Consider the following 21950-nt stretch of genomic DNA (forward strand, 5'->3'; position numbering starts at 1 on the left):
GCTTCTCGCCCGTCGCCACCGCTTCCGGCGACACGCGAGCCTGGGCGCTCGGCCTTCGATATCCCTGCGTCATTTCCAGCCGTTGATGAAGAACGTGATGACGATGGCGTTGGTGAAGTCGATCAGGAACGCGCCCACGATGGGCGCCACCAGGAAAGCGCGCGGCGCCGGCCCGAAGCGCTCGGTCAGCGAACTCATCACCGCCATGGCGTTGGCCGTCGTCCCCAGCATGAAGCCGACGAAGCCGCTGGCCATGACGGCGGCATCGTAGTCGCGCCCCATCAGCCACCACAGCGGCCAGCAGCAGAAGGCCACGACCACGATCGACTGCACGCCCAAGTTGACCAGCAAGGGCATGGCCAGCCCGGTGAGGTCCCATAGATGCAGGTTCATCAGCGCGACGACGAGAAACAGCGAGAGCGAGGCGTTGCCGATGATGTCGATGCTGCGCAACGACAGGCCGAACCAGCCGAGGTGGTCGTCGACGTTGCGGATCAGCGCGCCCACGAGCATGGCGCCGATGTAGCTGGGCAGGGTCAGGCCGAGCGCGCCCAGCCCGCCGCTGATCCAGGCGCCGATACCCATGGCCAGCAGGATCAGCACGAAGCTCCTGAGCCCTGCATAAGTCTGCTCCTCGGCGCTGGCGGCGTTTGCCGCGGCAGCGGCGGGCGCCGGTGGCGGCATCGCCGGCGCACTCCCGGCCACGTCCAGAGATTGAGGCGTGCGCAATTTGAGGCGCTCGATCAGCATCGTCGCCAGCGGTGCGCCGATCACCGAGCCGCAAATGATGCCGGCCATCGCGTTGGCCAGCGCCACGCTCGGTGCGCCTTGCACGCCGGCCTGGGTGAACAGCGGCGCGAACGCCAGGCCGGTGGCGGGCCCGCCGGCGAGCGTGACCGAGCCGGTGATCACGCCGAACAGCGGCGGCAGCCCGAACGCCGTGGCCAGCCCGATGCCGACCAGGTTCTGCACCACGGCGAGGCCGGTGGCGAGGCCGAGGAACAGCACGATCTGGCGACCGCTGACCTTGAGCAGGGACGTGCTCGCGTTGAAGCCGATGGCGGTGAAGAACGCGATCATCAGCGGCTGTTGAAACGCCGTATCGAAGTGCACCGGCGTGACCTTCCACTGGCGGCAGGCGAGCAGCGCCAGCGCCACCAGCAGGCCGCCGATCACCGGCGCCGGAATGCTGAAGCGCGACAGCAGCGGCACCCGCGCGCGGATCGCATACCCGGCGATCAGGAACAGGCCGCCACAGGCCACGGTCTGGACCGGGTCGAGCATCAGCACGCGGGCGCCCTCTCGTCCGCGGTGGTTCGCCGGCCTGCAGATGCGCGCGCGGCGATCACCCTCATCCGCCCCAGAATGCCGGCAAGGGCGGCAGCAGGAAGCCTCCCTGCAGGCTCACGCCGTCGGGGTAGTCGTCCTGCAGCCAGAGCGGGCCGTCCAGGTCGATGAACTCCGCTTCGCGCGCGATCTCCAGCGCCGGCGTGATGCCGAGCGAGGAACACACCATGCAACCGACCATGATCTTGAAACCATCGACGCGCGCGGCCCGCAGCAGGCGCCAAGCCTCGGTCAAGCCGCCGGTCTTGTCCAGTTTGATGTTGACCGCCTGGTAGCGGTCGCGCAGCCGCGGCAGGTCCGCCGTCACGTGGCAGGCCTCGTCGGCGCAGATCGGGATGCGGCTGAAGAAACCCAGCAAGGCGTCGTCCGCGTCCGCCGGCAGCGGCTGCTCCAGCAAGTCGACGCCCGCGCGCTCCAGCATGGGTTGCATGTCGCGCAGCAGTTCGATGTTCCAGCTTTCGTTGGGGTCCACGATGAGATGGGCGAAGGGCGCCGCCCGCCGCACGGCCTCGATCCGCGCCGCCGGATCGTCCGCGTCGACCTTGATCTTGATCAGTCCGGCGCCGGCGATGCGGGACGCCGCCTGCCCCATCCGCTGCGGCGTGTCGATGCCGACGGTGATCGCGCTGACCAGCGTGGACCGTGGCGGGCGCCCCAGCTGCACCCATACGGGCACCGAGCTGAGTTGCGACTCGAGATCCCACATCGCGGCGTCCAGGGCATTGCGTGCGGCGCCCGCCGGCAGTCGCGCCTGCAGTTCGTCCCGCCCCATGCCGGCGACGAGTTCGGCGCGCAACGCCTCCATCGCGTCGATCACCGACGCCACCGATTCGCCGTAGCGAGCGTAGGGAACGGATTCGCCGCGCCCGATGCGGTCCGCCTGGCGCAGTTCGACCGTCACCACGTCGGCGGCGTACTTGACCCCGCGCGCGATGCGGAAAGGCGCCACCAGCGGGAAGCTGCGCTGCGTGATGCTCAGTTCGCGAAGCATGCGAGCAGGTTGTCCACGATGGCTTCGACACCCATGCTGACCGGGTCCTGGCAGGGCAGCTGGAGCAGGTCGCTGATCCGCTGGCAGGCCGCCAGCGCTTCCGGCGCCGGCATGCCGGAAGTGTTCAGCGCGACGCCGACCGCCCTGACGGCCGGGTTGGTCAGGCGCGCAGCGGCGAGGTTGGCTTCCAGGCAGTGCCGCAACTCGGGCAGCGGGTAACCGGGCAGGCCGCGCATGTGACGCCGGGTCGGTTCGTGGCACAACACCAGCGCGTCGGGCTGGGCGCCATGCAGCAGGCCGAGCGACACGCCGGCGTAGGAAGGATGGAACAGCGAACCCTGGCCCTCGATCAGGTCCCAGCCGTCGTCGCTGCGGGCCGGCGAAATCCATTCGACGGCGCCCGAGATGAAATCGGCGACCACCGCATCGACCGGCACGCCCGCGCCGGCGACGAAGATGCCGGTCTGGCCGGTGGCGCGAAAATCCGCCGCGCAACCGCGCTGACGCATGGCCCGCTCCAGCGCGAGCGTGGTGTACATCTTGCCGACCGAGCAGTCCGTGCCCACCGTAAGCAGCCGTCTACCGGCGCGCGGGCGACCGGTGCCGACCGGAATGCCCGGCGCGGGATCGCGCGCGTCGAACAGCACGCGGCCGTTGCGCTGCGCGGCCGCCACGATGTCCGCATTCGCGCGCAGCTTCTGGTGCAGGCCGGCGACCACGTTGAGGCCGGCGTCGAGCGCCGCGATGGCGTCGGCAACGATCTCCGGCGCCATCACGCCACCGGCGTTCGCGGTACCGATCATCATGGTATTCGCGCCGCGGGCCCTGGCCTCGGCCATGCCGATGTCGGGCAGACCCAGCGTCAGCTTGCAGTCGGGGTGACGGTACTGGCCCACGCACCATTCCGGGCGCCACCAGGCCACGCCCCTGGCCGTCTTGATGGCCAGATCGTCGGCCGGATTGCCCAGGTACAACAGATAAGGCGGCCCCCAATGGGCAGGCAGGGTCGCATCGCCATGGTTTGGCATGAAAGGCTTACTCCACGTGACGGCCACGCCGTCGACCAGATGAGGGATCTCCGCGCCGACCGTTCCCACCGGTGGCGACGGGTTGTACGGATGGGCAGGCTCGGGCGGCGCCGAAACGCCTGAGCCTGCCCTGGAATAGCCGGCGCGCCGGGTGGATCCGTACGGCGCAGGTCATGCCGTCGGCGCGGGGGTGGCCCGGCGATCCCTCGGTTCGCCCCGGCCACGCTGCCCTCATTCCCGGCAATGCCGGCCCATGGATCAATGGATGGTTTCGACCTTGCCCAAGCCATTGGGATTGCGCGGGTCGCTGGCCGCCGTCTTGGTGTTGGTCGTCTTGTCCCAGACCACGACGTTCATGTTGCCCCACGATTCCTTGTCGTTGATTTCGTAACCCATGGCCTTCAGCTTCGCCAGCACGTCGGCCGGGATGTCGCTGCCCTTCTCGATATCGACGCGGTCGGGCAGGAACTGATGGTGGATGCGCTTTTGCGCGGTGATCTCGCCGGCATTCTTGCCGTCAATGAAGGCGAGGATGCCTTCGAACACCTGCGTGATGATGGTCGAGCCGCCGGGCGAGCCGATCACCGCCAGGCGATCCTTGCCGACCACGATGCTGGGCGTCATCGACGACAGCATCCGCTTGCCGCCGACCGGTGCATTGGCGCTGCCGCCGATCAGGCCGAACGCGTTGGGCTGGCCCGAGACCAGGGCAAAATCATCCATCTCGTTGTTGAGCAGGATGCCGGTCTTGCCGGCGACGAAGCTGGAACCCAGCGTGGTGTTGACCGTGGCGGTCATCGACACCATGTTGCCGTCCTTGTCGATGATCGAGTAGTGCGTGGTGTGCATGCCCGGATCCTTCGCATGCACCGACGGCAGCCACGCCGACTTGGTCGCCTGGTCCGGCAGGATGCTCTGGCGCAGCCCGTCGGCGTAGTAAGGCGAGAGCAGCATGTCCAGCGGCATCTTCACGAAGTCGGGATCGCCCAGGTATTCGTTGTGGTCGCGGAAGGCGCGGCGCATCGCCTCCACGAGGTAATGGATGCGGTGGGCCTCATCCATGCTCTTGAGATCGATCGGCGCAAGGATGTTCAGCATTTCGGCGAGCGCCACGCCGCCGGAGGACGGCGGTGGTGCCGTGACGATCTTGTAGCCGGCGTAGGTCAGCTCGATCGGCTGGCGCTCTTTCGCCCGATAGCTGGCCAGGTCGGCCAGCGTCCAGGTGCCGCCGGCGGCACGCACCGATTTCACCAGTTCCTTCGCCACCGCGCCCTTGTAGAAACCGTCCGCACCTTTTTCGGCCAGCGCCTTCAGGGTTTTCGCCTGGTTTGGATCGCGGAAGATGCCGGTCTCCTGGGGCATCTTGCCGCCTGGCATGAACTTGCCGGACGAGGCCGGATAACGGCGCAGCACATCGGCCTTGTGGCCGATCGAGCGGACCAGCGCACCGCTGGGATGGAAGCCTTCTTCGGCCAGCCGGATCGCCGGACTCAGCGACACCGCGAGCGGCAGCTTGCCGTACTTGCCCGCCATGTAGGCGATGCCGGCAGGAAAGCCGGGGATGCCGGCAGCCAGCGGTCCGTTGAGCGACGTGTCGCGGTTGGGCGTGCCGTCCGCTTTCAGGTAGTCCTTCTCGCTGACTGCCTGCGGCGCCATCTCGCGTGCGTCGATGAAGGTGTCCTTGCCGGTGGCCGCATCGTGGATCACGGCGAGGAAACCGCCACCCATGCCCGAAGCCTCCGGCTGCACCACCGACAGCGACGCGCCCACCGCGATCGCGGCGTCCACGGCGTTGCCGCCGCGCGCGAGGACTTCGAAACCGGCCTCGGTAGCCAGCGCATTGGCGCTGGCTACCGCCGCGGTCTTGTCCGCCGCCGTGTCCTGCGCGTGGGCCAGCATGCCGAAGCTGCCGATCGCCAGCGCCAGCAGGATGCCATGCCAGCGCAGCCTGCCGTGCGCCGGCGGGCGGCAGGTGGTCACGGCATCGCCGTGCGGCGTGTTTCGTTCGATCATTGGGTCACCCTCCACGATGGGGTTCGAGCATAGTCACAGGCAGCCGCGCGCCACCAATGAAAAGACGATGGCATGGCATAGCTGGCGGTTGTGGCACGCGGCTGCCTGCGATGCACGCGGGCCTGGTCAGACCACGACCCGACCGACGAGAGCCCCGCTGCGGAACGGGGCTTTCGTCGTGTCGGGCCAGCACTTACCAGTGGTACTGCACCTTGCCGTACACGAACGCACCCTGGAAGCCGAACGGCGAACTGGACGAATACGGGAACGCGCCGTTCTGGTCGTCACCCACGGGGACCTTCTTCGGGTAGGTGTTGAGCACGTTGTCGCCGCCCACGGTGAACGTCCAGCGATCGCGGTTGTAGCTCACCGCCAGATCGAGCAGCCATTTGTGCGGGTACACGGTGTCGTCCAGGTAGCTGGTCGAGCCGTACGAGGTGATCCGGCCGTAGCGGGTCAGTGTTCCGTTGAAGGCCCAGGGGCCGATGTTGTAGGTCTCGTTGAGGATCAGCTTGCTGCGCGGCGCGGTGTCCGCAAGCAGGCCCTTGATCGCGCTGCGGTTGAGGCGCTGGAAGATGACGCCCAGCGAGTCCAGCACGGCCGGGTTCGGCTTGACGTCGGTGACCTTGTTCTTGTGGTAGCCGTAGCTGAGTGTCGACAGCAGGTTGCCGTTGTCGCCGAAATCGCTGCGATAACTGGTCACCACATCGGCACCCTGCGTGCGCACGGTGCCGGCATTGGTGAAGTAGGAAAGGCCGCTGTACTGCAGGTTGGTGACGCCGTTGGCCGCCAGGTAATCCTTCACCGCCGGCGTCGACAGCGAGAGCGAACTGGACAGCGCGATGCGATTGGTGACGGTGATCTGGTAGGCATCGAACGACATGTTGAGTTCGTTGGTGGGATTCCACACCACGCCCGCGGTGAAGTTGCGCGACTTCTCCGCCTCCAGCGGTTCGCTGCCGAGCAGCCGCGCCAGCGGGTTGTCCACCGGCACCAGTCCGCGCAGGTAGATGCCCGGCGGCAGCCCTAGCGAATTGCCGGCGCCGAAAGAGGCCGACGTGGTTTCGGAGTAGTGCTGCTGGCCCAGTCCCGGAGCGCGGAACCCGGTCGAGGCGCTGCCGCGCAGGGCGAACGAGTCGGTGAAGTCGAAGCGGCCGGACAAGGCGGCGGAGGTGGTGGTGCCGAAGTCCGAATAGTCCTCGTGACGCACGGCGGCGGAGAAGCCGAACCGCTCGGTCAGGTTGCCTTCCAGCTGCAGGTACTCGGCGACGTCATGCCGGTCCACCGAAATGGCGTCCTGCGGACCCCAGCCGGCAAAGCCCTGCGCGCCGCCGCGGACACCGGACGTGCCCACATAGTACGAACCGAAGTCGCCAGCCGTCACGTCGTAACTCTGGCGCAGCCATTGCGTGCCGAAGGACAGCGTCAGCGGATTGGGCAGCCAGCCGAACGAGATCTCCCTGGAGATGTCGATGTCGAACGTCTGCTGTTTCGCGGTCAGGATGCCGTCGTGGAAACTGGTCGGGCTGCTGCCGAAGTCGTTCAGCATCGCGTAGTTGGTGGAGTTTTGCGTGCTGTAGGAAACGCGGTTGCCGCCATAGTTGCCGCTGATGTCCCAGCGCCAGTCATTCCAGGTGCCGCGCAACCCGGCGACCAGCGAGGTATCCGTGGAGACGCCATGCTCGCGCGGCAGGAAGCCGTCGGGATAGACCATGCCGATAAGCGGGTTGTTCGGATAAGGCGTGTTGCTGCCGTAGCGGTAGAAACCGCGCGGCTCGCCGACGCGGCGCCCGTAGTGGCCGAACGCGTAGAACTGCACGCCGGGGCTGATGTCGTACTGCGTGTTGAGGAACAGGTTCTGGTTTCTGAAAGCCACCGTCCCGTAGTGGAACTTCACGCCGAGCTGGGCCAGCCCGGGGCGACGGTCCACGCCGGCGCGGTTGCTCGGGCTCTGGTTGCTGTTTTCGGCGGTGATGCGCAGCCAGCCGCTTTCGCCACCCAGCGGAATGCCGAAATTCGCCGCGCCCTGCCATTGCCGGCCATCGCCGGCGGAGAACTGGCCGCCGCTGAGCTGCACGTCGCCACCCTTGGCGCCTTTTTTCAGGATGATGTTGACCACGCCGGAAAGCGCGTCGGAGCCGTATTGCGCGGAGGCGCCGTCACGCAGCACTTCGATGTGGTCGATCGCCGACAGCGGGATCGTGTTGAGATCGATGCCCTGCGAGCCCTGGCCGATCTGGCCCAGGCTCAACACCAGCGCGCCAGGATGCCAGCGCTTGCCGTCCACCAGCACCAGCACCTGGTCCGGCGACAGCCCACGCAGTTCGAACGGCCGCTGGAACGCGAAGGTGTCCGACGCGGGCGCAAACGGGAAGTTCAGCGAGGGAATGGCGCGTTCGAGCGCCTGGGTCAGGTCGATCGTGCCGGTCTGTTTCAGCACGTCGGCGGAGATCACGTCGATCGGCGTCAGCGACGAACTTTCCGTGCGGTTGCCGGCGCGCGTACCGGTCACCACCACCGGGCCCAGGTTCTTCACCCTGGTCTGTGCCTCGGTCGATGTCTTGGCCGCTGCATCGGCCGGTGTCGCGGGCGGGCTCGCATTCTGCGCCGCCGCGGTGTGGGTGAGTGCAAGCAGTATCGCAGCAGCCAGCGAGGTCGACGTGATCCGACCGGGACGCTTGTTCATGAAATTCCCCCCAAGTGTTTTGCCGCAACAAGACCGCCGCAGGCCAAGGCGCTCGCATGGCGCTGCCCGTCGGCGGATGTACCCCTGTAGATGTTCCTGAAGCCTGCCTCGACCGCGAACCAGTCCCCGCTGGCGATCGCGGCGTCACCGTCCTGCGTGGCTACCGTCACCGGGAAAACGGGCCGGCATGGCTGAAAGACGCTGCGGTACGGTCTTGCCCCGCAGGCTGACTCTGCACATGGTCGCGGCGCGTTTCGGTCGGACATTCGCTCACCCTTCGCAGCACGGGGTTGAGCATAGGCACGGGCACGCGAAAGCCACCAATGAAAAGACGGGCACTTGGCATAACTGAAGGTTGTGGACGCTTCAGTGGCGAACGGGGCGCGACGCCTTCGCCTCAGGCCGGTGCCAGCATCTGCTGGGCAAGCTGGCGCACCAGGTCCAGGAAACGCTTCTGCACCGGATTCAGCGGGCTGTCCACGCGGTAGACCGCATAAAGCACAATGTCCAGCTGCAGCTTCAGCGGACGCGTCTGCACGGTTTCCCCGCTGCCTCGCGATGCCGTGAAAGGATCGACCAGGGCCAGGCCCTCGCCTTGCGCGACGAGGGAATACGCCAGCTGATAGGTCTGTACCCAGACCGAGGTTTGCGGCGCCGGCACCACTTGCGTCAGGTGACTCTGCAGCATGCGGCCCAGCGCGTCCTGCATCGCGATGCCGATCATGGGCTGGCCGGCCAGCGCGGCGACCGGCAACGGCTGCGCCAGTTCCGCCGGCGACCACCAGCCGGGCGGAGCGATGACCATGACCTGCCCGTGGCATAGAGGCTCCTGGCGCAACCCCGGGTGGCCGGCGTCCTGCAGCGTGAGGCCGATGTCGGCTTCGTGGAGCATCAGCGACTCGCACATTTCCGCCGAGTGCTGGGTGAACAGTTCCGCGGTCGTGCCCGGGAAAGCCTTGCGCAACAGGGTGGTCGCGTCGGGCACCAGCGCCTGCGCCAGCGTCGGCGTGCACGTCACCCGCAACGGATAGCTTTCCGCGCGGCCGATGTTCGCGGTGAGGCGCTGCAGGTCGTGCAGGTCCTGGATGATCTTCTCGACGCGATGGCGCAGCAGCAGCGCTTCCTGGGTCGGCTGCAGGCGCCCGCGCACGCGGCTGAACAAGGCAAAGCCGAGCTGGTGCTCGGCATGCTGCAAGGCCTTGCTGGCGGCTGGCTGCGAAATGTTCAGAAGGTCGGCCGCACCGGTCAGGCTACCGGTGGTCAGCACGGCGTGAAACAGTTCGATATGGCGCAGACGCATGCCGGATTTTCGCCCCTTGCGCCACGATGGCGATGGTTTCCGAGTGCAGCATAGGCGCCGTTGCGAAGCAAGCTTTCGCGACGGAGCCCGGCACAGCCCGCGAGCGGCCGTTACAACAGCTGCTCGGCTTCCAGCTCGCTTTTCAGGTACGCGTAGTAGATCGGCGCGGCGATCACGCCGGGCAGGCCGAACGCGGCCTCCATCAGCAGCATGGCGACCAGCAGCTCCCACGCGCGGGCACGGATCTGGGTGCCCACGATGCGCGCGTTGAGGAAGTACTCGAGCTTGTGGATCAGGATCAGGAACACCAGCGCGGCGATGCCCACGCCCAGCGAGACCGACAACCCCGCGATGGCGATCGCGGTGTTGGAGATCAGGTTGCCGATCACCGGCAGCAGGCCGACCACGAAGGTCACCACCACCAGCGTCTTGGCTAGCGGCACGTGGATGCCCATCAGCGGCAGCACGCCGAGCAGGAAGATCGCGGTGAACAAGGTGTTGATCAGCGAGATCTTGATCTGCGCGAACACGATGTTGTGGAACGCCTCGGCCAGGCGTTGGCAGCGCAGGCTGAGTGCCCCCGCCAGCGGACCCATCTGGTGCGCCGGCCGGGTCCGGCTGAGCGCCACGATCGCGCCCAGCACCAGGCCGATGATGATGTGCACGAACACCCGCACCGCGCCCTTGCCGGCCAGCTGCAGGGTGGCCGCATGCTTGCGCGCCAGCTCGATCGCGCCCACGCGCAGGTCGTCGACGCTGTCGGGCAGGTTGTTCACCAGGATCGGCGGCAGCTGCTGGCGCGCCTTCTCCACCAGCGGCATCAGCTGCTGCTGCCACAGCAGCTGGGGGTTGCCGATCTCGCTGTGGAACAGGCTGATCGCCCCCAGGATCAGCAGGATCAGCAAGCCCACCACGACCGCGCCCAGCACGGCCACCACCACCACCCGCGCGCGGTCGCCGGAAATGCGCCGGCCCAGCAGCGGGACCATCGCCTGCACCAGCTCGAACACCAGCAGGCCGGCCAGCAGTGCCGGCAGCAGGTGGATCTCGACGATCAGCAGGAGGGCCGCGGCCGTCAGCAGGTAACTCGCGTAACGGATGGCCGGCGAAGGCTCGCGCAGCGCGGGCAAGGGAGAATCCATGCGGGATGAAGCCGTGGGTGCGGGCCGCCAGTCTGTCAGCAGCCCGCGCTTGCTGCCAGCCCTGCCACGGGGCTGTCGTAAACTCCGTTCACTGTTCGCTTCGTCTTGTCCAAGGATTTCCCGATGTCATTCCGCCTGCCCACGACCCTGCTCGCGCTCGCCCTGCTGGCCGGCTGTGCCACCACGCCGCGTCAACCGGTGGCTGTGGCGCCGGCCGTGCCGGCCGCCTCGACGGCGCCGGCGGCCGTGGCCGCCAACGACAACCTCAATGCCGTGGCGTGGAGCCAGACCGCGATCGAGCACGACCTGATCTACCTGCAGACCTACCGCGACGCCCAGGCACGCCTGCTGGCCGCACTGCACGACCGGCATTGGGACGCGCTGGGCAAGGGCGACCGCACCACGCCGCTGCGCGGCCTGAAGCCGGCGGTGATCCTGGACATCGACGAGACCGTGCTGGACAACTCGCCGTTCGCCGCGCGCATGGTGCAGGGCAACCACGAATACAACGAGGCCGACTGGGCGGCCTGGTGCCGGGAGGAAAACGCCCGGGCGCTGCCCGGCGCGGTCGAGTTCACCCGGTTCGCCGCGAAGCACGGCGTCGCGGTGATCTACATCTCCAACCGCGCCAAGGATCTGGACCAGGCCACCTTGGCGAACCTGCGCAAGGCCGGCTTCCCTGTCAGCGGTCCGCAATCGTTCCTGGGCCTGGGCACCGTAGTGGACGGCTGCGAGCAGGCCGGCAGCGAGAAGGGTTGCCGCCGCCAACTGGTCGCACGGCACTACCGCGTACTGATGCAGTTCGGCGACCAGATCGGCGATTTCGTCGACGTCCTCGCCAATACTGCCGACGGCCGCCGCAAGGCTGTCGCCGACTACCTGCCGTGGATCGGCACGCGCTGGTTCGTGCTGCCCAACCCCACCTATGGCTCCTGGGAGCCGGCGCTGTTCAACAACGACTGGAGCGCCGCACCCGAACAACGGCGCCGGCAGAAGATCGAGGCATTGCGTGCTCAATGATACATTTCTATTTAAAACAATAAATTACACTACAAAACAAAAGCATTGCCTTAGCTTTAACGAGCAAGTAATATTTCGCCTGCCAACACCTGCTGACCCAAACCTTTGCAGGCAAGGCCATTTCCCTTCCGGCTCTGCCGGATTTCCCCGCGAGGCCCCGTGCCCGCGGGGTTTTCTTTTGTGGCATCGCGAAAACTTGCGCCTCGCCCTTGTTTCGATGCCGCTGCGACCCTTACCCTGCGCGATCACCCCGCCCGTGGCGCGCCCTCTTCCGCCACCACCCACCGCGAGAGTTCGCCGATGCGCCTCCCTTTCCTCTTCCGCCACGCGCTGCTGCCGTTGTTCGCTGCATTGCTGCTGGGCGCCTGCCACGGCAAGGACGATTCCGCGCAACCGGGCGGCAGCACGCCGGAGGCGGCGCTGCAGGCCTCGGTCGACCTGCTCAAGGCCGGCGACTTCAACGGCCTGTGGAAGCATGCGCTGCCGCCGGCCGACTACGCCAACATGCGCGCCGACTGGCAACTCCAGCAGCGGGATGCGCAGCCGATCAGCGCCGAGGATCGCGCCCGCTTCAACGAGGCGATGCAAAAGCTCACCGGACCAGACGCGGAGAACAAGCTGTACGCCGAACTGCAGCCGAAGCTGGCCACGATGGAGCAGCAGTACAAGGACCAGCTGCCCGTGCTGATCAGCGTCGGCGACGCCATGCTGAAGAGCGCCGTCGCGCAGAGCCGCACCCTCAGCGAGACGCAGAAGACCCAGGCGGGCGGCGTGCTCGACGTGCTCCTGCCGTGGGCCCGGCAGACACCGTGGTTCGACCAGGCTAGGGCGAAGCAGGCGGTCGGCGTGGCGGTGGCGACGGCACGCAAGCTGGACCTGAAGAGTCCCGAGCAGATGCGCACGATGGATTTCGACACCACCATGGGCAAGTACGCCACCGCCTATGGCGGCCTCAAGCAGTTGCTGGCGATCTATGGCCTGTCGGTGGACGACACGCTGAACTCGGTCAAGCTCACCCCCGTGTCCAGCAGCAACGGCCACGCCGTGGTGAGGATCGACTACACCCTGCTCGGCAAGCCGCTGTCGACCGAGTCGAAACTGATGCAGGAGAACGGCCGCTGGTACAGCGAGGACCTGTTGCAGAACGCGCGCCAGTCGCACCAGCAGCTGCAGCAGGCGGCCACCGCCAGTGCGCCCGCCAGCGCCGGCAGCGCCGTAACGAAAGACTGAGCGACGCAGCCGTTAGAATAGACGGATGCAAATGACTACCACCGCGGACTCTCCTGCCCGCCAACGCGCCCCCTGGTGGTTCAACCTGGCCGGCCAGTTGCTGCAGCCATGGGTGCGCATCCGCCGCGACCCGGCGGAACCCACCTCCCTGCTGCAGGCCGGCGTGCCGGTCTGCTACGTGATCGAGCGCGACGGCTTTTCCGACGCGTTGATCCTGCAGCGCGCCTGTCGCGAAGCCGGCCTGCCCAACCCGATGCAGCCGCTGGCCGGTACCCGCCGGCGGCGTTCGGTGTTCGCGCTGGCCCGGCGTGACGGCAGGCTGCTCGGCCGCAACCGCAAGCGCAACCCGAATGAACCGATGCGGCAACTGGTGCACTCGCTGGAAGGCATGCCCGAGCGCGACATCCAGATCGTGCCGGTGTCGATCTACGTGGGCCGCGCACCGAGTCGCGACAGCGGCTGGTTCCGCGTGCTGTTCTCGGAAAACTGGGTGATGGTGGGCCGCTTCCGCCGGATGCTGGCGCTACTGTTGAACGGACGCGACACGGTGGTGCATTTCTCCACGCCGGTGTCGCTGCGGCAGACGCTGGACGAATCCGGCGGGATCACCCCGGAACGCTTCGCACGCAAGGTGGCGCGGGTGCTGCGCACCCACTTCCACCGCATCCGCGCCGCGGTGATCGGACCCGACCTGTCGCACAAGCGCACCGTGGTCGATGCGGTGCTGAATGCCGAGCCGGTGCGCGCGGCGATCGCCGCCAGTGCGGCCAAGGAAAAGATCAGCCACGCCAAGGCCTGGCGCAAGGCGCACCAGCTGGCGCTGGAGATCGCCGCCGACTACTCGCACCCGGTGGTGCGCTCGGCCTCGTTCCTGCTCGGCAACTTCTGGAACAAGCTGTACGACGGCATCTCGATGCACCACTTCGACAAGGCCCGCGCCGCCGCGCCCGGCCATGAAGTGATCTACGTGCCCTGCCACCGCAGCCACGCCGACTACCTGCTGATGAGCTACCAGCTGCACGTGTCCGGCGTGGTGGTGCCGCACATCGCGGCGGGCGTGAACCTCAACCTGCCGGTGATCGGGCCGATCCTGCGCCGCGGCGGCGCGTTCTTCCTGCGCCGCAGCTTCAAGGGCAACGCGCTGTACTCGGTGGTGTTCAACGAGTACGTGGCGCAGCTGATCGACCGCGGCGTGCCGATGGAGTACTTCATCGAAGGCGGCCGCTCGCGCACCGGCCGCCTGCTGGCGCCGCGTGCCGGCATGCTGGCGATGACGGTGCGCGCGTTCCTGCGCGCGCCGCGCCGGCCGGTGCTGTTCCAGCCGGTCTACATCGGCTACGAGAAGCTGATGGAGGGCGCCTCGTATGCGGGCGAACTCAGCGGGCAGCCGAAGGAGAAGGAATCCCTGATCGGCCTGGTGCGCGGCCTGAAGGTGCTGCGCCAGCGCTACGGCCACGTGGCGCTGAACTTCGGCGAGCCGATCGAGCTGACCCCGCTGCTGGATGCGGCCAGCGACGACTGGCGCGCCGCCGGCGCGGATCCCGAGGCGAAGCCGGAATGGCTGGGCGCGGTCACCGACCGCCTCGCCGAGCAGATCCAGATCAACATCAACCGCGCCGCCGACGTCAACCCGATCAACCTGCTGGCGCTGGCCCTGCTGGCCACGCCGAAGCACGCGATGGCCGAAAGCGACCTGCTGACCCAGCTCGAGCTGAGCAAGACGATGCTGGAGGAGCTGCCGTATTCCGACCGGGTCACGCTGACGCCGATGAACCCGGCCGCGATCATCGCCTACGGCGAGCAGATGGGCTGGATCCAGCGCGTGCAGCACCCGCTGGGCGACGTGCTCACCGCCACCGGCGAGCGCGCGGTGCTGCTCAGCTACTTCCGCAACAACGTGCTGCACCTCACCGCCACCGCCGCCTGGGTGTCGTGCTGCTTCCTCAACAACCGCCGCATGTCGCGCTCCTCGATCCTGCGGCTGGGCCGGATCATTTACCCGTTCATCCAGGGCGAACTGTTCCTGTCGTGGGACACCGACGGTTTCGCCGCGCAACTGCAGGCCACCATCGACTTCTTCGTGCGCCGCGGCCTGCTCGAATCCTCCAACGACGGCCGCGTGCTGGAGCGCAGCCCCGGCCAGGACGACGGCGCCTTCCAGCTCAAGGTGATCGCGCGCAGCCTGATCCAGGCGTTCGAGCGCTACTACATCACCATCGCCGCGCTGGCCAAGAACGGCCCGCACACGATGACCGGCGCCGAGCTCGAGAACGCGTGCACGCTCACCGCGCAGCGGCTCTCCCTGCTCAACGAACTGTCCGCGCCGGAGTTCTTCGACAAGGCGCTGTTCCGCGGATTCATCCAGAAGCTGCGCGAGCGCCGCATCGTGTGGACCGACGATGCCGGCAAGCTCGACTACGACAGCGCGCTGGAGGGGATGGTGCGCGACGCGCGGGTGATCCTGTCGCGCGAGGTGCGCCATTCGATCCTGAAGATCACTCCCGGCGGCAACGACAAGGAAGCGGGCGCGAACGAAATCCACGAAGACCCCGCCACGCCCGACCACGTCCCCGCCGACAGCGACGACGCCGCACTGCACGAACGCCACGTCGCCGCCGAACATCAGTTGCACCAGCATCCGGCCGCATCGGACGGCGCCGCCAAGACCCCCGACTGACCCGGCTCGCCGGACCCATCCTGTAGCATGCGCCCATGAACAACGAGCAGCCCAAGACCATCCCGGCCCCAGTCACCCACTTCGGCTTCCGCGACGTGCCGGTGGGCGACAAGCAGAAGCTGGTCGGCCAGGTATTCACCTCGGTCGCGCGCAGCTACGACCTGATGAACGACCTGATGTCGTTCGGCATCCACCGGCTGTGGAAGCGCCACTTCGTGGCGGTCAGCGGCGTGCGCCGCGGCGACCGCGTGCTGGACCTGGCCGGCGGCACCGGCGACATCGCCGCGCTGATGAAACCGGTGGTCGGCGACGAGGGCGAGGTGGTGGTCGGCGACATCAACGCGGCGATGCTCGGCGTCGGCCGCGACCGCCTCACCGACCGCGGCCTGGTCTCCGGCCTGCGCTGGGCCCAGCTCAACGCCGAGGCGTTGCCGTTCCCGGACAACAGCTTCGACGCGGTGACCATGGCGTTCGGCCTGCGCAACGTCACCGACAAGGACAAGGCCCTGGCCGACATCTGCCGCGTGCTGAAGCCCGGCGGCCGCGCGCTGGTGCTGGAGTTCTCGAAAGTGCAGAACGAACTGTTCGGCAAGCTCTACGACTTCCACTCGTTCAAGGTGTTGCCGAAGCTGGGCCAGTTGTTCGCCGGCGACGCCGGCAGCTACCAGTACCTGGCCGAGTCGATCCGCAAGCATCCCGATCAAGAAACCCTGAAAGGTATGATGGAACGCGCCGGCTTCGGCCGCGTCGAGGTGCGCAACCTCACCAACGGCGTCGTGGCGATCCATCGCGCGTACAAGTTCTAGCGTTCCGCCGGCACCCGGCCGAGTCGTCATTGCCACCGCCCTGATCCAGATCAGTGGCCGGCCGCACGGCGCGGCGTATGTTTGGGCTCCCTTTCCCGCGAGCCCGCACCATGTCCATCGATATCGCTTCCGAACAGAACGTGCACCTCTTCGACGCGCGCGGCGTGGCGAGGCGTTTCCGCCACTCGGCCATCTTCGGGGCGATCGGCGTGCTGCGCTCGGGCGAGACGATGCGCTTCGTCAACGACCATGATCCGATCCCGCTGATCGCCCAGTTGCGCGAGCGCCTCGGCGACCACCTCACGGTGACCTATCGCCAGCGCGATGCCGACGCGGTGGTGATCGACTTCGGCATCACCGGCCTGCCGGTCGAGTGAGCGGCCCTGGCGCATGAATTACCCCGCGTTCTACGACCAGGCGCCGCGCATCCGCATGCGCGATCCGCTGGCGGCCTTCCTCGGCGCCGCCGAAAACGGCTTGCTGGAATATTCCTACCTTGATGCGGTACGCCTGGCCGGACATTCCTGTCCTACCGTGGCCGGCGCCTGGCTGATGGCGCGCACGGCGCTGCGCGCGCTGTATCCGGACGAGCCGGCCGAGCGCGGTGGCGTCGCGGTGCGCATGCCGGCCGCCGAAGACGAAGGCGTCACCGGCGTCATCGCCCAGGTACTGACCCTGGTCACCGGCGCCGCGGCCGGCAACGGCTTCCACGGCATCGGCGGCCGCTTCGTACGGCAGTCGCTGTTGGGTTTCTCGACTTCCTCGGGTGCCGGCGCGGTGCAGTTCAGGCGCCGCGACAACGGCGCTGCCGTGGCGGTGGAACTGGACCTGGCCACGGTGCCGGCGGCGCCGAACCTGCGCGAACTGATGGTCGGCGCACTCCACCCCGCCGCCACGGCGGAGCAGCGCGCGGCCTTCGCGCAGGCCTGGCAGGGTCGCGTGCAACGCCTGCTGCTGGACCATGCCGACGACCCGCAGGTGCTGCAGCTCACCCGGCTGAACTGATCACCGTTCAAGCGTCGATGATCAGCAGGGTTCCGTGGCTGTCCGGCCGAACCGCGTGGGATACGCCAGCCGACACCATGTAGAGCTGGCCCGCACTCACCGTGACTGCCTCGCCCGCCACGTTCAGGTGCATTTCGCCGTCGAGCACCAGCAGGCCCTCGGCGTACGCATGCACTTCGTCCGGATAGGCTTGCGCATCCATGCGCATCAGCTTGAGGCTGGCGTCGCCGACGCGCGCCAGCCGCTTCGACCGCCAGGCCTGTTCCAATTGCGCAGCCTGCCGCGCCAAGTCGAAAAGACGATCCATCATGCGTTCCTCAGCATCGTTCGCACGCCTCGACCGGCTTGACCGGAACGATCGCTGCCGGCGCGGCACGACGCCGCGCGTTCGCCAGCACCACCCCGCCGACGGTGATCGCGCCGCCGACCAGGATCAGCGCGTTCGGCACCTCGTGCAGCCACAGCCAGCCGATCAGCAGCGCGATCGGCGGCGACAGGTAGATGAAGCTGCTGACCCGCGACGCCGAGGCGCGGTTCACCGCCATGTTCCAGGCGAGGTAGCCGATGAAGGTGGGTGCGATGCCCAGCCACAGCAGCGCGCCGATGTGCGGCCACGATGCCGCTGCCAGTGCCTGCGGCAAATGCCAGCCGAACGGCAACGTGCCGAGCGTGCCGGCGAACATCGCAAACGCGGTGACGCCGACCATGCTGCTGCGCGCGAACAGGGCCTTCTGGCCCACGAAAAAGATCGCCGAGACGGCCACGCAGACCAGCACCAGCAAGGCATGTGGATCGACCTCCACCCGCTGGCCGCTGGCCAGCACCACCAGCACCGTGCCGATCAGCGCCACCGCCAGCCCGATCCAGGTACGCAGCGTCAGCCGCTCGCGCAACCAGAACGCCGACACCGCCGCGGTGGCGGCCGGCACCAGCGAGATCAGGATCGAGGCGGTGCCGCTGGCGATCCGCGTCTCGGCGTAATTCAGGCACAGGTGATAGACGGAGAGGCCGAGCACGCCGAGCAGCGCCAGCTGCGGCCAGTCGCGCCGCGCCGGCAACGGCACGCGCTTCACCAGCAGCAACGCGGCGAAGCACAGCGAGCCGATCAGCAGCCGCGCGAACGCGACCTCGCCGGGGGTGAACGCGGGCAGGGCATAGGCGATCGCGGCGTAGGCCGACGACCAGGTCAGCAGGGCAATCGCGATGGCGAGCAGGGCGCGGCCATCGAGACGTTCAACGGTATCCATGGGGACGGATTCCAGAGCGGGGAAGTGCGCATCCTAGTCTTGCCGGTCGCGCCGCGGAATAATGCACCGGATCGTTTTCACCATGTTTCGCCAACGATCGAAACAATCGACGAGGTATTCCGCCATGGAATCGAAAGTCATGGAGTCAAAGCCGGAACTGGACGGCAAGGATTGGCAGTTGCTGGAGGCGCTGCAACAGGATGCGCGCCTGGGCTACGCCGAACTGGGCCGCAAGGTGCGCCTGTCCGCGCCGGCGGTGGCCGAGCGGGTGAAGCGGCTGGAAGAAGCCGGCGTGATCAGCGGCTACCGCGCCACGGTCGACCCAAAGCGGCTGGGCTACGGTATCAGCGCGATGATCCGGCTGCGCTGCGACGGCATCACCTGCGCGCGCATCGGCGTCCTGGTGGAAGACATCCCCGAGGTACTCGAATGCCGCCGCCTGGCCGGCGAGGATTCGGCCTTGCTGCATGTGGTGGCCATGTCGATCGGCCATCTCGAATCGGTGCTCGACCGCTTGCTGAAGACCGGCGCCAGCACCAGCACCACCACCCTGATCGTGCTGCAGACGCCGCACGAGAACCGCCCGCTGACCCGCGCGATGTGGAATGCTGCGCGCGCCATGTCGGACGATTGATCCCCGTTCCCCACCGACTGCTCCGATGACCGACAACGACAAGTCCGACAAGAACAGGTTCCCGGATACGCCCGACGACGCGCCGCCCAACCCCGAGCGCCGGCGCCTGCTCGGCGGCATCGCGCTGGCCGGCGCCGCGCTCACCCTCGGCGGCTGCAAGCCGTTCGGCGAACGCTCGCCGGCACCCGCGGCCACCGACGCGGCGCTCGACGCGCTGTTGCGCCGGCACATCCGGCACGTGGTGGTGCTGTACGCCGAGAACCGCAGCTTCAACAACCTGTTCGCAGGCTTTCCCGGCCTGGCCCAGCCGCTGCAGGCGCTCGACTCGCCCGCCTACCGCCAGCGCGACCGCGATGGCCGCCTGCTGCAGTCGCTGCCACCGGTCTGGGGCGGGCTGGCGCCGCACGCGCAGGTGGTGGACGGCCGCCGCTACCAGCTCGACGAACACGCGATCACCGGCCTGCCGAACCGCCCGTTCGCGCTGCGTACGCCCGACGGCGCAGCGCTGCCGCACGGCGTGATCACCCGCGACCTGGTGCACCGCTTCTACGAGAACCAGCTGCAGATCAACGGCGGCCGCAACGACGGCTTCGTCGCCTGGGGCAATACCGGCGCGATGGTGATGGGCCACTACGCCGATGGCGCCGCGAACCTGCGCCTGTGGCAGCTCGCCCGCCAGTACACCTTGTGCGACAACTTCTTCATGGGCGCCTTCGGCGGCTCGTTCCTCAACCACCAGTACCTCGCCGCGGCGCAGCCGCCGTTCTATCCACATGCGGACCGCAGCCCGGCGAAATTCCAGATCGCCGTGGTGGAAGGCGACGACCCCACCGGCATCCGTCCGAAGCTGGCCGAGGATTCGCCGGCCAGCGCGATGCAGGGCCGCGCGAAGTTCGCCGCGCGCGACGCGCTCACCCCCGACTTCTGGGCGGTCAACACGATGGGCCCGGCCTACGCGCCGGCGTTCGGCCACGACAAGCGCGACCCGCGCTTCGCCGATCCCGACAGCCCGAACACCCTGCCCGCGCAGACCCACCGCAGCATCGGCGACGCGCTGTCCGAGGCCGGCGTCGACTGGGCCTGGTACGCCGGCGGCTGGCAGCTGGCGCTGGACGGCCATGGCGATGGCGACCATCGCGCGTTCCCGGAAGTGCCGAACTTCCAGGTGCACCACCAGCCGTTCAACTACTTCCGCCAGTTCGCACCCGGCACGCCGGCGCGCCGGCAGCACCTGCGCGACGCCGGCGTCGGTGGCAGCGTCGACAGCAACCACTTCCTTGCCGCAGCGGCGGCCGGCACGCTCCCGCCGGTGACGTTCTACAAGCCGCAGGGCGATCTCAACATGCACGCCGGCTATTCCAGCGTGGACGCCGGCGACCGGCACCTGGCGCAGGTGGTCGAAGCGCTGCAGGCCAGCCCGCTGTGGCCGAACATGCTGGTGGTGATCACCGTCGACGAGAACGGCGGCTGGTGGGACCACGTGGCGCCACCGAAGGGCGACCGCTGGGGGCCGGGCACACGCATCCCCGCGCTGGTGGTGTCGCCGTTCGCGAAAAAAGGTCACGTCGACCACACCATCTACGACACCGGTTCGATCCTGCGCTTCATCACCCGCCGCTTCGGCCTGCAGAAACTGGCCGGCCTCAAGCTGCGCGAGGAAGCGATGATCGCCGCCGGCGGCCCGCCACCGGGCGACCTCACCGCCGCCCTGCAATTCGATTGACACGACAAACTCCCTCCCCTGCTTGCAGGGGAGGGTTGGGGAGGGGTCAAGCTCTCGCCGCCAAGTTCGCCCCTTCCGATAAATCCACACGAGGATGCCCGTGATGCGCGAGATGTACCCCGAGATCGAGCCGTACCGCACCCACCGCATCGCCGTCGACGCGATCCATACCTTGCACGTGGAGGAATGCGGCAACCCCGCCGGCCTGCCGGTGGTGTTCCTGCATGGCGGACCGGGCGCCGGCCTCTCGGCCTACCACCGCCGCTTCTTCGATCCGGCGCGCTACCGCATCGTGCTGTTCGACCAGCGCGGCGCCGGGCAGTCGACCCCGTTCGCCGAACTCACCGACAACACCACCTGGCACCTGGTCGCCGACATCGAGGCGATCCGCGAGCAACTCGGGATCGAGCGTTGGGTAGTGTTCGGCGGTTCCTGGGGCTCGACCCTGGCGCTGGCCTACGCGCAGACGCATGCCGAGCGCGTGCTCGGCCTGGTGCTGCGCGGCATCTTCCTGGGCCGGCCGCAGGAACTGCGCTGGTTCAACGAAGTGGACGGCGGCGCCTCGCAGATCTTCCCCGAGCGCTGGGCGCGCTTCCTCGCGTTCATTCCCGAGACCGAACGCGACTCGATGCTGGAGGCCTACTGGCGCCGCCTGACCAGCGACGACGAGGCGACCCGGCTCGCCGCCGCACAGGCGTGGAGCGCGTGGGAAGGCGGCAGCACCACCTTGCTGCACGACCCCGACGCCGGCGGCGATTTCGAGGACCCGCACAAGGCAGTCAGCCTGGCCGTGATGGAGGCGCACTACTTCCGCCACGCGATCTTCCTGCAACCCGACCAGCTGCTGCGCAACATCGAGCGTATCCGCCACATCCCCGCCACCATCGTGCACGGCCGCTACGACATCATCTGCCCGATGGCGAGCGCGTACGACCTCAGCCAGGCCTGGCCCGAAGCGCACCTGCACGTGGTGCTGGCCGGCCACAGCGCCACCGACCCGGCGATCGTCGACCAGCTGGTGGAGGCCACCGACCGGCTGGCGGACCGGTACTGCTGAGCAGTCATCCATGAATCGGGCGCAAGAACCGGATGGTCGCGGGG

18 protein-coding genes are annotated in these 21950 nt (G+C 68.0%); 9 read left to right on the forward strand and 9 right to left on the reverse strand.

All coding sequences use genetic code 11. The features are described 5' to 3' along the window. Window positions 1-69: 69 nt before the first annotated feature. The 7 genes from gltS to ABIE04_RS06825 form a co-directional block, all read right to left on the reverse strand. Complete coding sequence (gene gltS / locus ABIE04_RS06795; RefSeq protein WP_354549804.1) at window positions 70-1284, reverse strand: sodium/glutamate symporter; 1215 nt, start codon at window positions 1282-1284, stop codon at window positions 70-72. Between the two features lie 67 nt (window positions 1285-1351). After that, window positions 1352-2338 carry an N-acetyl-D-Glu racemase DgcA gene (gene dgcA / locus ABIE04_RS06800; RefSeq protein WP_354547790.1) on the reverse strand — a complete coding sequence of 329 codons (987 nt, stop codon included), beginning with the start codon at window positions 2336-2338 and terminating at the stop codon, window positions 1352-1354. Continuing rightward, a complete protein-coding gene (dgcN, locus tag ABIE04_RS06805) occupies window positions 2323-3366 on the reverse strand; it encodes an N-acetyltransferase DgcN (protein ID WP_354547791.1) in 1044 nt (347 codons plus the stop codon). Before dgcN ends, dgcA begins: the two co-directional genes overlap by 16 nt. A 258-nt stretch (window positions 3367-3624) precedes the next feature. Beyond that, entirely contained in the window at window positions 3625-5265 is a 1641-nt protein-coding gene (gene ggt / locus ABIE04_RS06810) for a gamma-glutamyltransferase (protein ID WP_354549806.1), read from the reverse strand. Window positions 5266-5572: 307 nt separating this feature from the next. Further along, window positions 5573-8065 (reverse strand): TonB-dependent receptor plug domain-containing protein, encoded by a 2493-nt coding sequence (locus ABIE04_RS06815; protein WP_354547792.1) that lies wholly within the window; start codon window positions 8063-8065, stop codon window positions 5573-5575. A gap of 397 nt (window positions 8066-8462) precedes the next feature. Then, window positions 8463-9365, reverse strand: a complete 903-nt coding sequence (locus ABIE04_RS06820) for a LysR family transcriptional regulator (protein ID WP_354547793.1) — start codon at window positions 9363-9365, stop codon at window positions 8463-8465. Between the two features lie 110 nt (window positions 9366-9475). After that, window positions 9476-10507 carry an AI-2E family transporter gene (locus tag ABIE04_RS06825; RefSeq protein ID WP_354547794.1) on the reverse strand — a complete coding sequence of 344 codons (1032 nt, stop codon included), beginning with the start codon at window positions 10505-10507 and terminating at the stop codon, window positions 9476-9478. A 123-nt stretch (window positions 10508-10630) separates the two neighbouring features. On the opposite strand from ABIE04_RS06825, the gene ABIE04_RS06830 reads away from it, so the two are divergent. The 6 genes from ABIE04_RS06830 (at window position 10631) to ABIE04_RS06855 (ending at window position 17245) form a co-directional block, all read left to right on the forward strand. Continuing rightward, the gene (locus ABIE04_RS06830) at window positions 10631-11527 is read left to right on the forward strand and encodes a 5'-nucleotidase, lipoprotein e(P4) family (RefSeq protein ID WP_354547795.1); all 897 of its coding nucleotides are present in this window, start codon (window positions 10631-10633) and stop codon (window positions 11525-11527) included. Between the two features lie 300 nt (window positions 11528-11827). Then, window positions 11828-12757, forward strand: a complete 930-nt coding sequence (locus ABIE04_RS06835; protein ID WP_354547796.1) for a hypothetical protein — start codon at window positions 11828-11830, stop codon at window positions 12755-12757. Between the two features lie 31 nt (window positions 12758-12788). Continuing rightward, on the forward strand, window positions 12789-15434 hold the full coding sequence (gene plsB / locus ABIE04_RS06840; protein WP_354547797.1) for a glycerol-3-phosphate 1-O-acyltransferase PlsB: 2646 nt from the start codon (window positions 12789-12791) through the stop codon (window positions 15432-15434). Between the two features lie 35 nt (window positions 15435-15469). Then, window positions 15470-16240, forward strand: a complete 771-nt coding sequence (gene ubiE, locus ABIE04_RS06845; protein ID WP_354547798.1) for a bifunctional demethylmenaquinone methyltransferase/2-methoxy-6-polyprenyl-1,4-benzoquinol methylase UbiE — start codon at window positions 15470-15472, stop codon at window positions 16238-16240. A 110-nt stretch (window positions 16241-16350) separates the two neighbouring features. Continuing rightward, a complete protein-coding gene (locus tag ABIE04_RS06850; RefSeq protein ID WP_354547800.1) occupies window positions 16351-16617 on the forward strand; it encodes a DUF2249 domain-containing protein in 267 nt (88 codons plus the stop codon). Between the two features lie 13 nt (window positions 16618-16630). Continuing rightward, window positions 16631-17245, forward strand: a complete 615-nt coding sequence (locus tag ABIE04_RS06855; protein ID WP_354547802.1) for an FmdE family protein — start codon at window positions 16631-16633, stop codon at window positions 17243-17245. A 7-nt stretch (window positions 17246-17252) separates the two neighbouring features. Here ABIE04_RS06855 and ABIE04_RS06860 read toward each other — a convergent pair whose 3' ends face one another. Both ABIE04_RS06860 and ABIE04_RS06865 read right to left on the reverse strand, forming a co-directional pair. After that, complete coding sequence (locus tag ABIE04_RS06860) at window positions 17253-17555, reverse strand: cupin domain-containing protein (protein WP_354547804.1); 303 nt, start codon at window positions 17553-17555, stop codon at window positions 17253-17255. A gap of 7 nt (window positions 17556-17562) precedes the next feature. Further along, window positions 17563-18492, reverse strand: coding sequence for a DMT family transporter (locus ABIE04_RS06865; protein ID WP_354547807.1), 930 nt, complete (start codon window positions 18490-18492; stop codon window positions 17563-17565). Between the two features lie 139 nt (window positions 18493-18631). Here ABIE04_RS06865 and ABIE04_RS06870 point away from each other — a divergent pair, with 139 nt between their 5' ends. From ABIE04_RS06870 to pip, 3 genes are all read left to right on the forward strand, one after another. Then, a complete protein-coding gene (locus tag ABIE04_RS06870; RefSeq protein WP_354549808.1) occupies window positions 18632-19126 on the forward strand; it encodes an Lrp/AsnC family transcriptional regulator in 495 nt (164 codons plus the stop codon). Between the two features lie 25 nt (window positions 19127-19151). Continuing rightward, a complete protein-coding gene (gene acpA / locus ABIE04_RS06875; RefSeq protein ID WP_354547809.1) occupies window positions 19152-20849 on the forward strand; it encodes an acid phosphatase in 1698 nt (565 codons plus the stop codon). Between the two features lie 103 nt (window positions 20850-20952). After that, the gene (pip, locus tag ABIE04_RS06880) at window positions 20953-21906 is read left to right on the forward strand and encodes a prolyl aminopeptidase (protein ID WP_354547811.1); all 954 of its coding nucleotides are present in this window, start codon (window positions 20953-20955) and stop codon (window positions 21904-21906) included. Window positions 21907-21950: the final 44 nt, after the last annotated feature.

It is taken from the genome of Rhodanobacter soli (assembly GCF_040548735.1).
GTDB lineage: Bacteria > Pseudomonadota > Gammaproteobacteria > Xanthomonadales > Rhodanobacteraceae > Rhodanobacter > Rhodanobacter soli_A.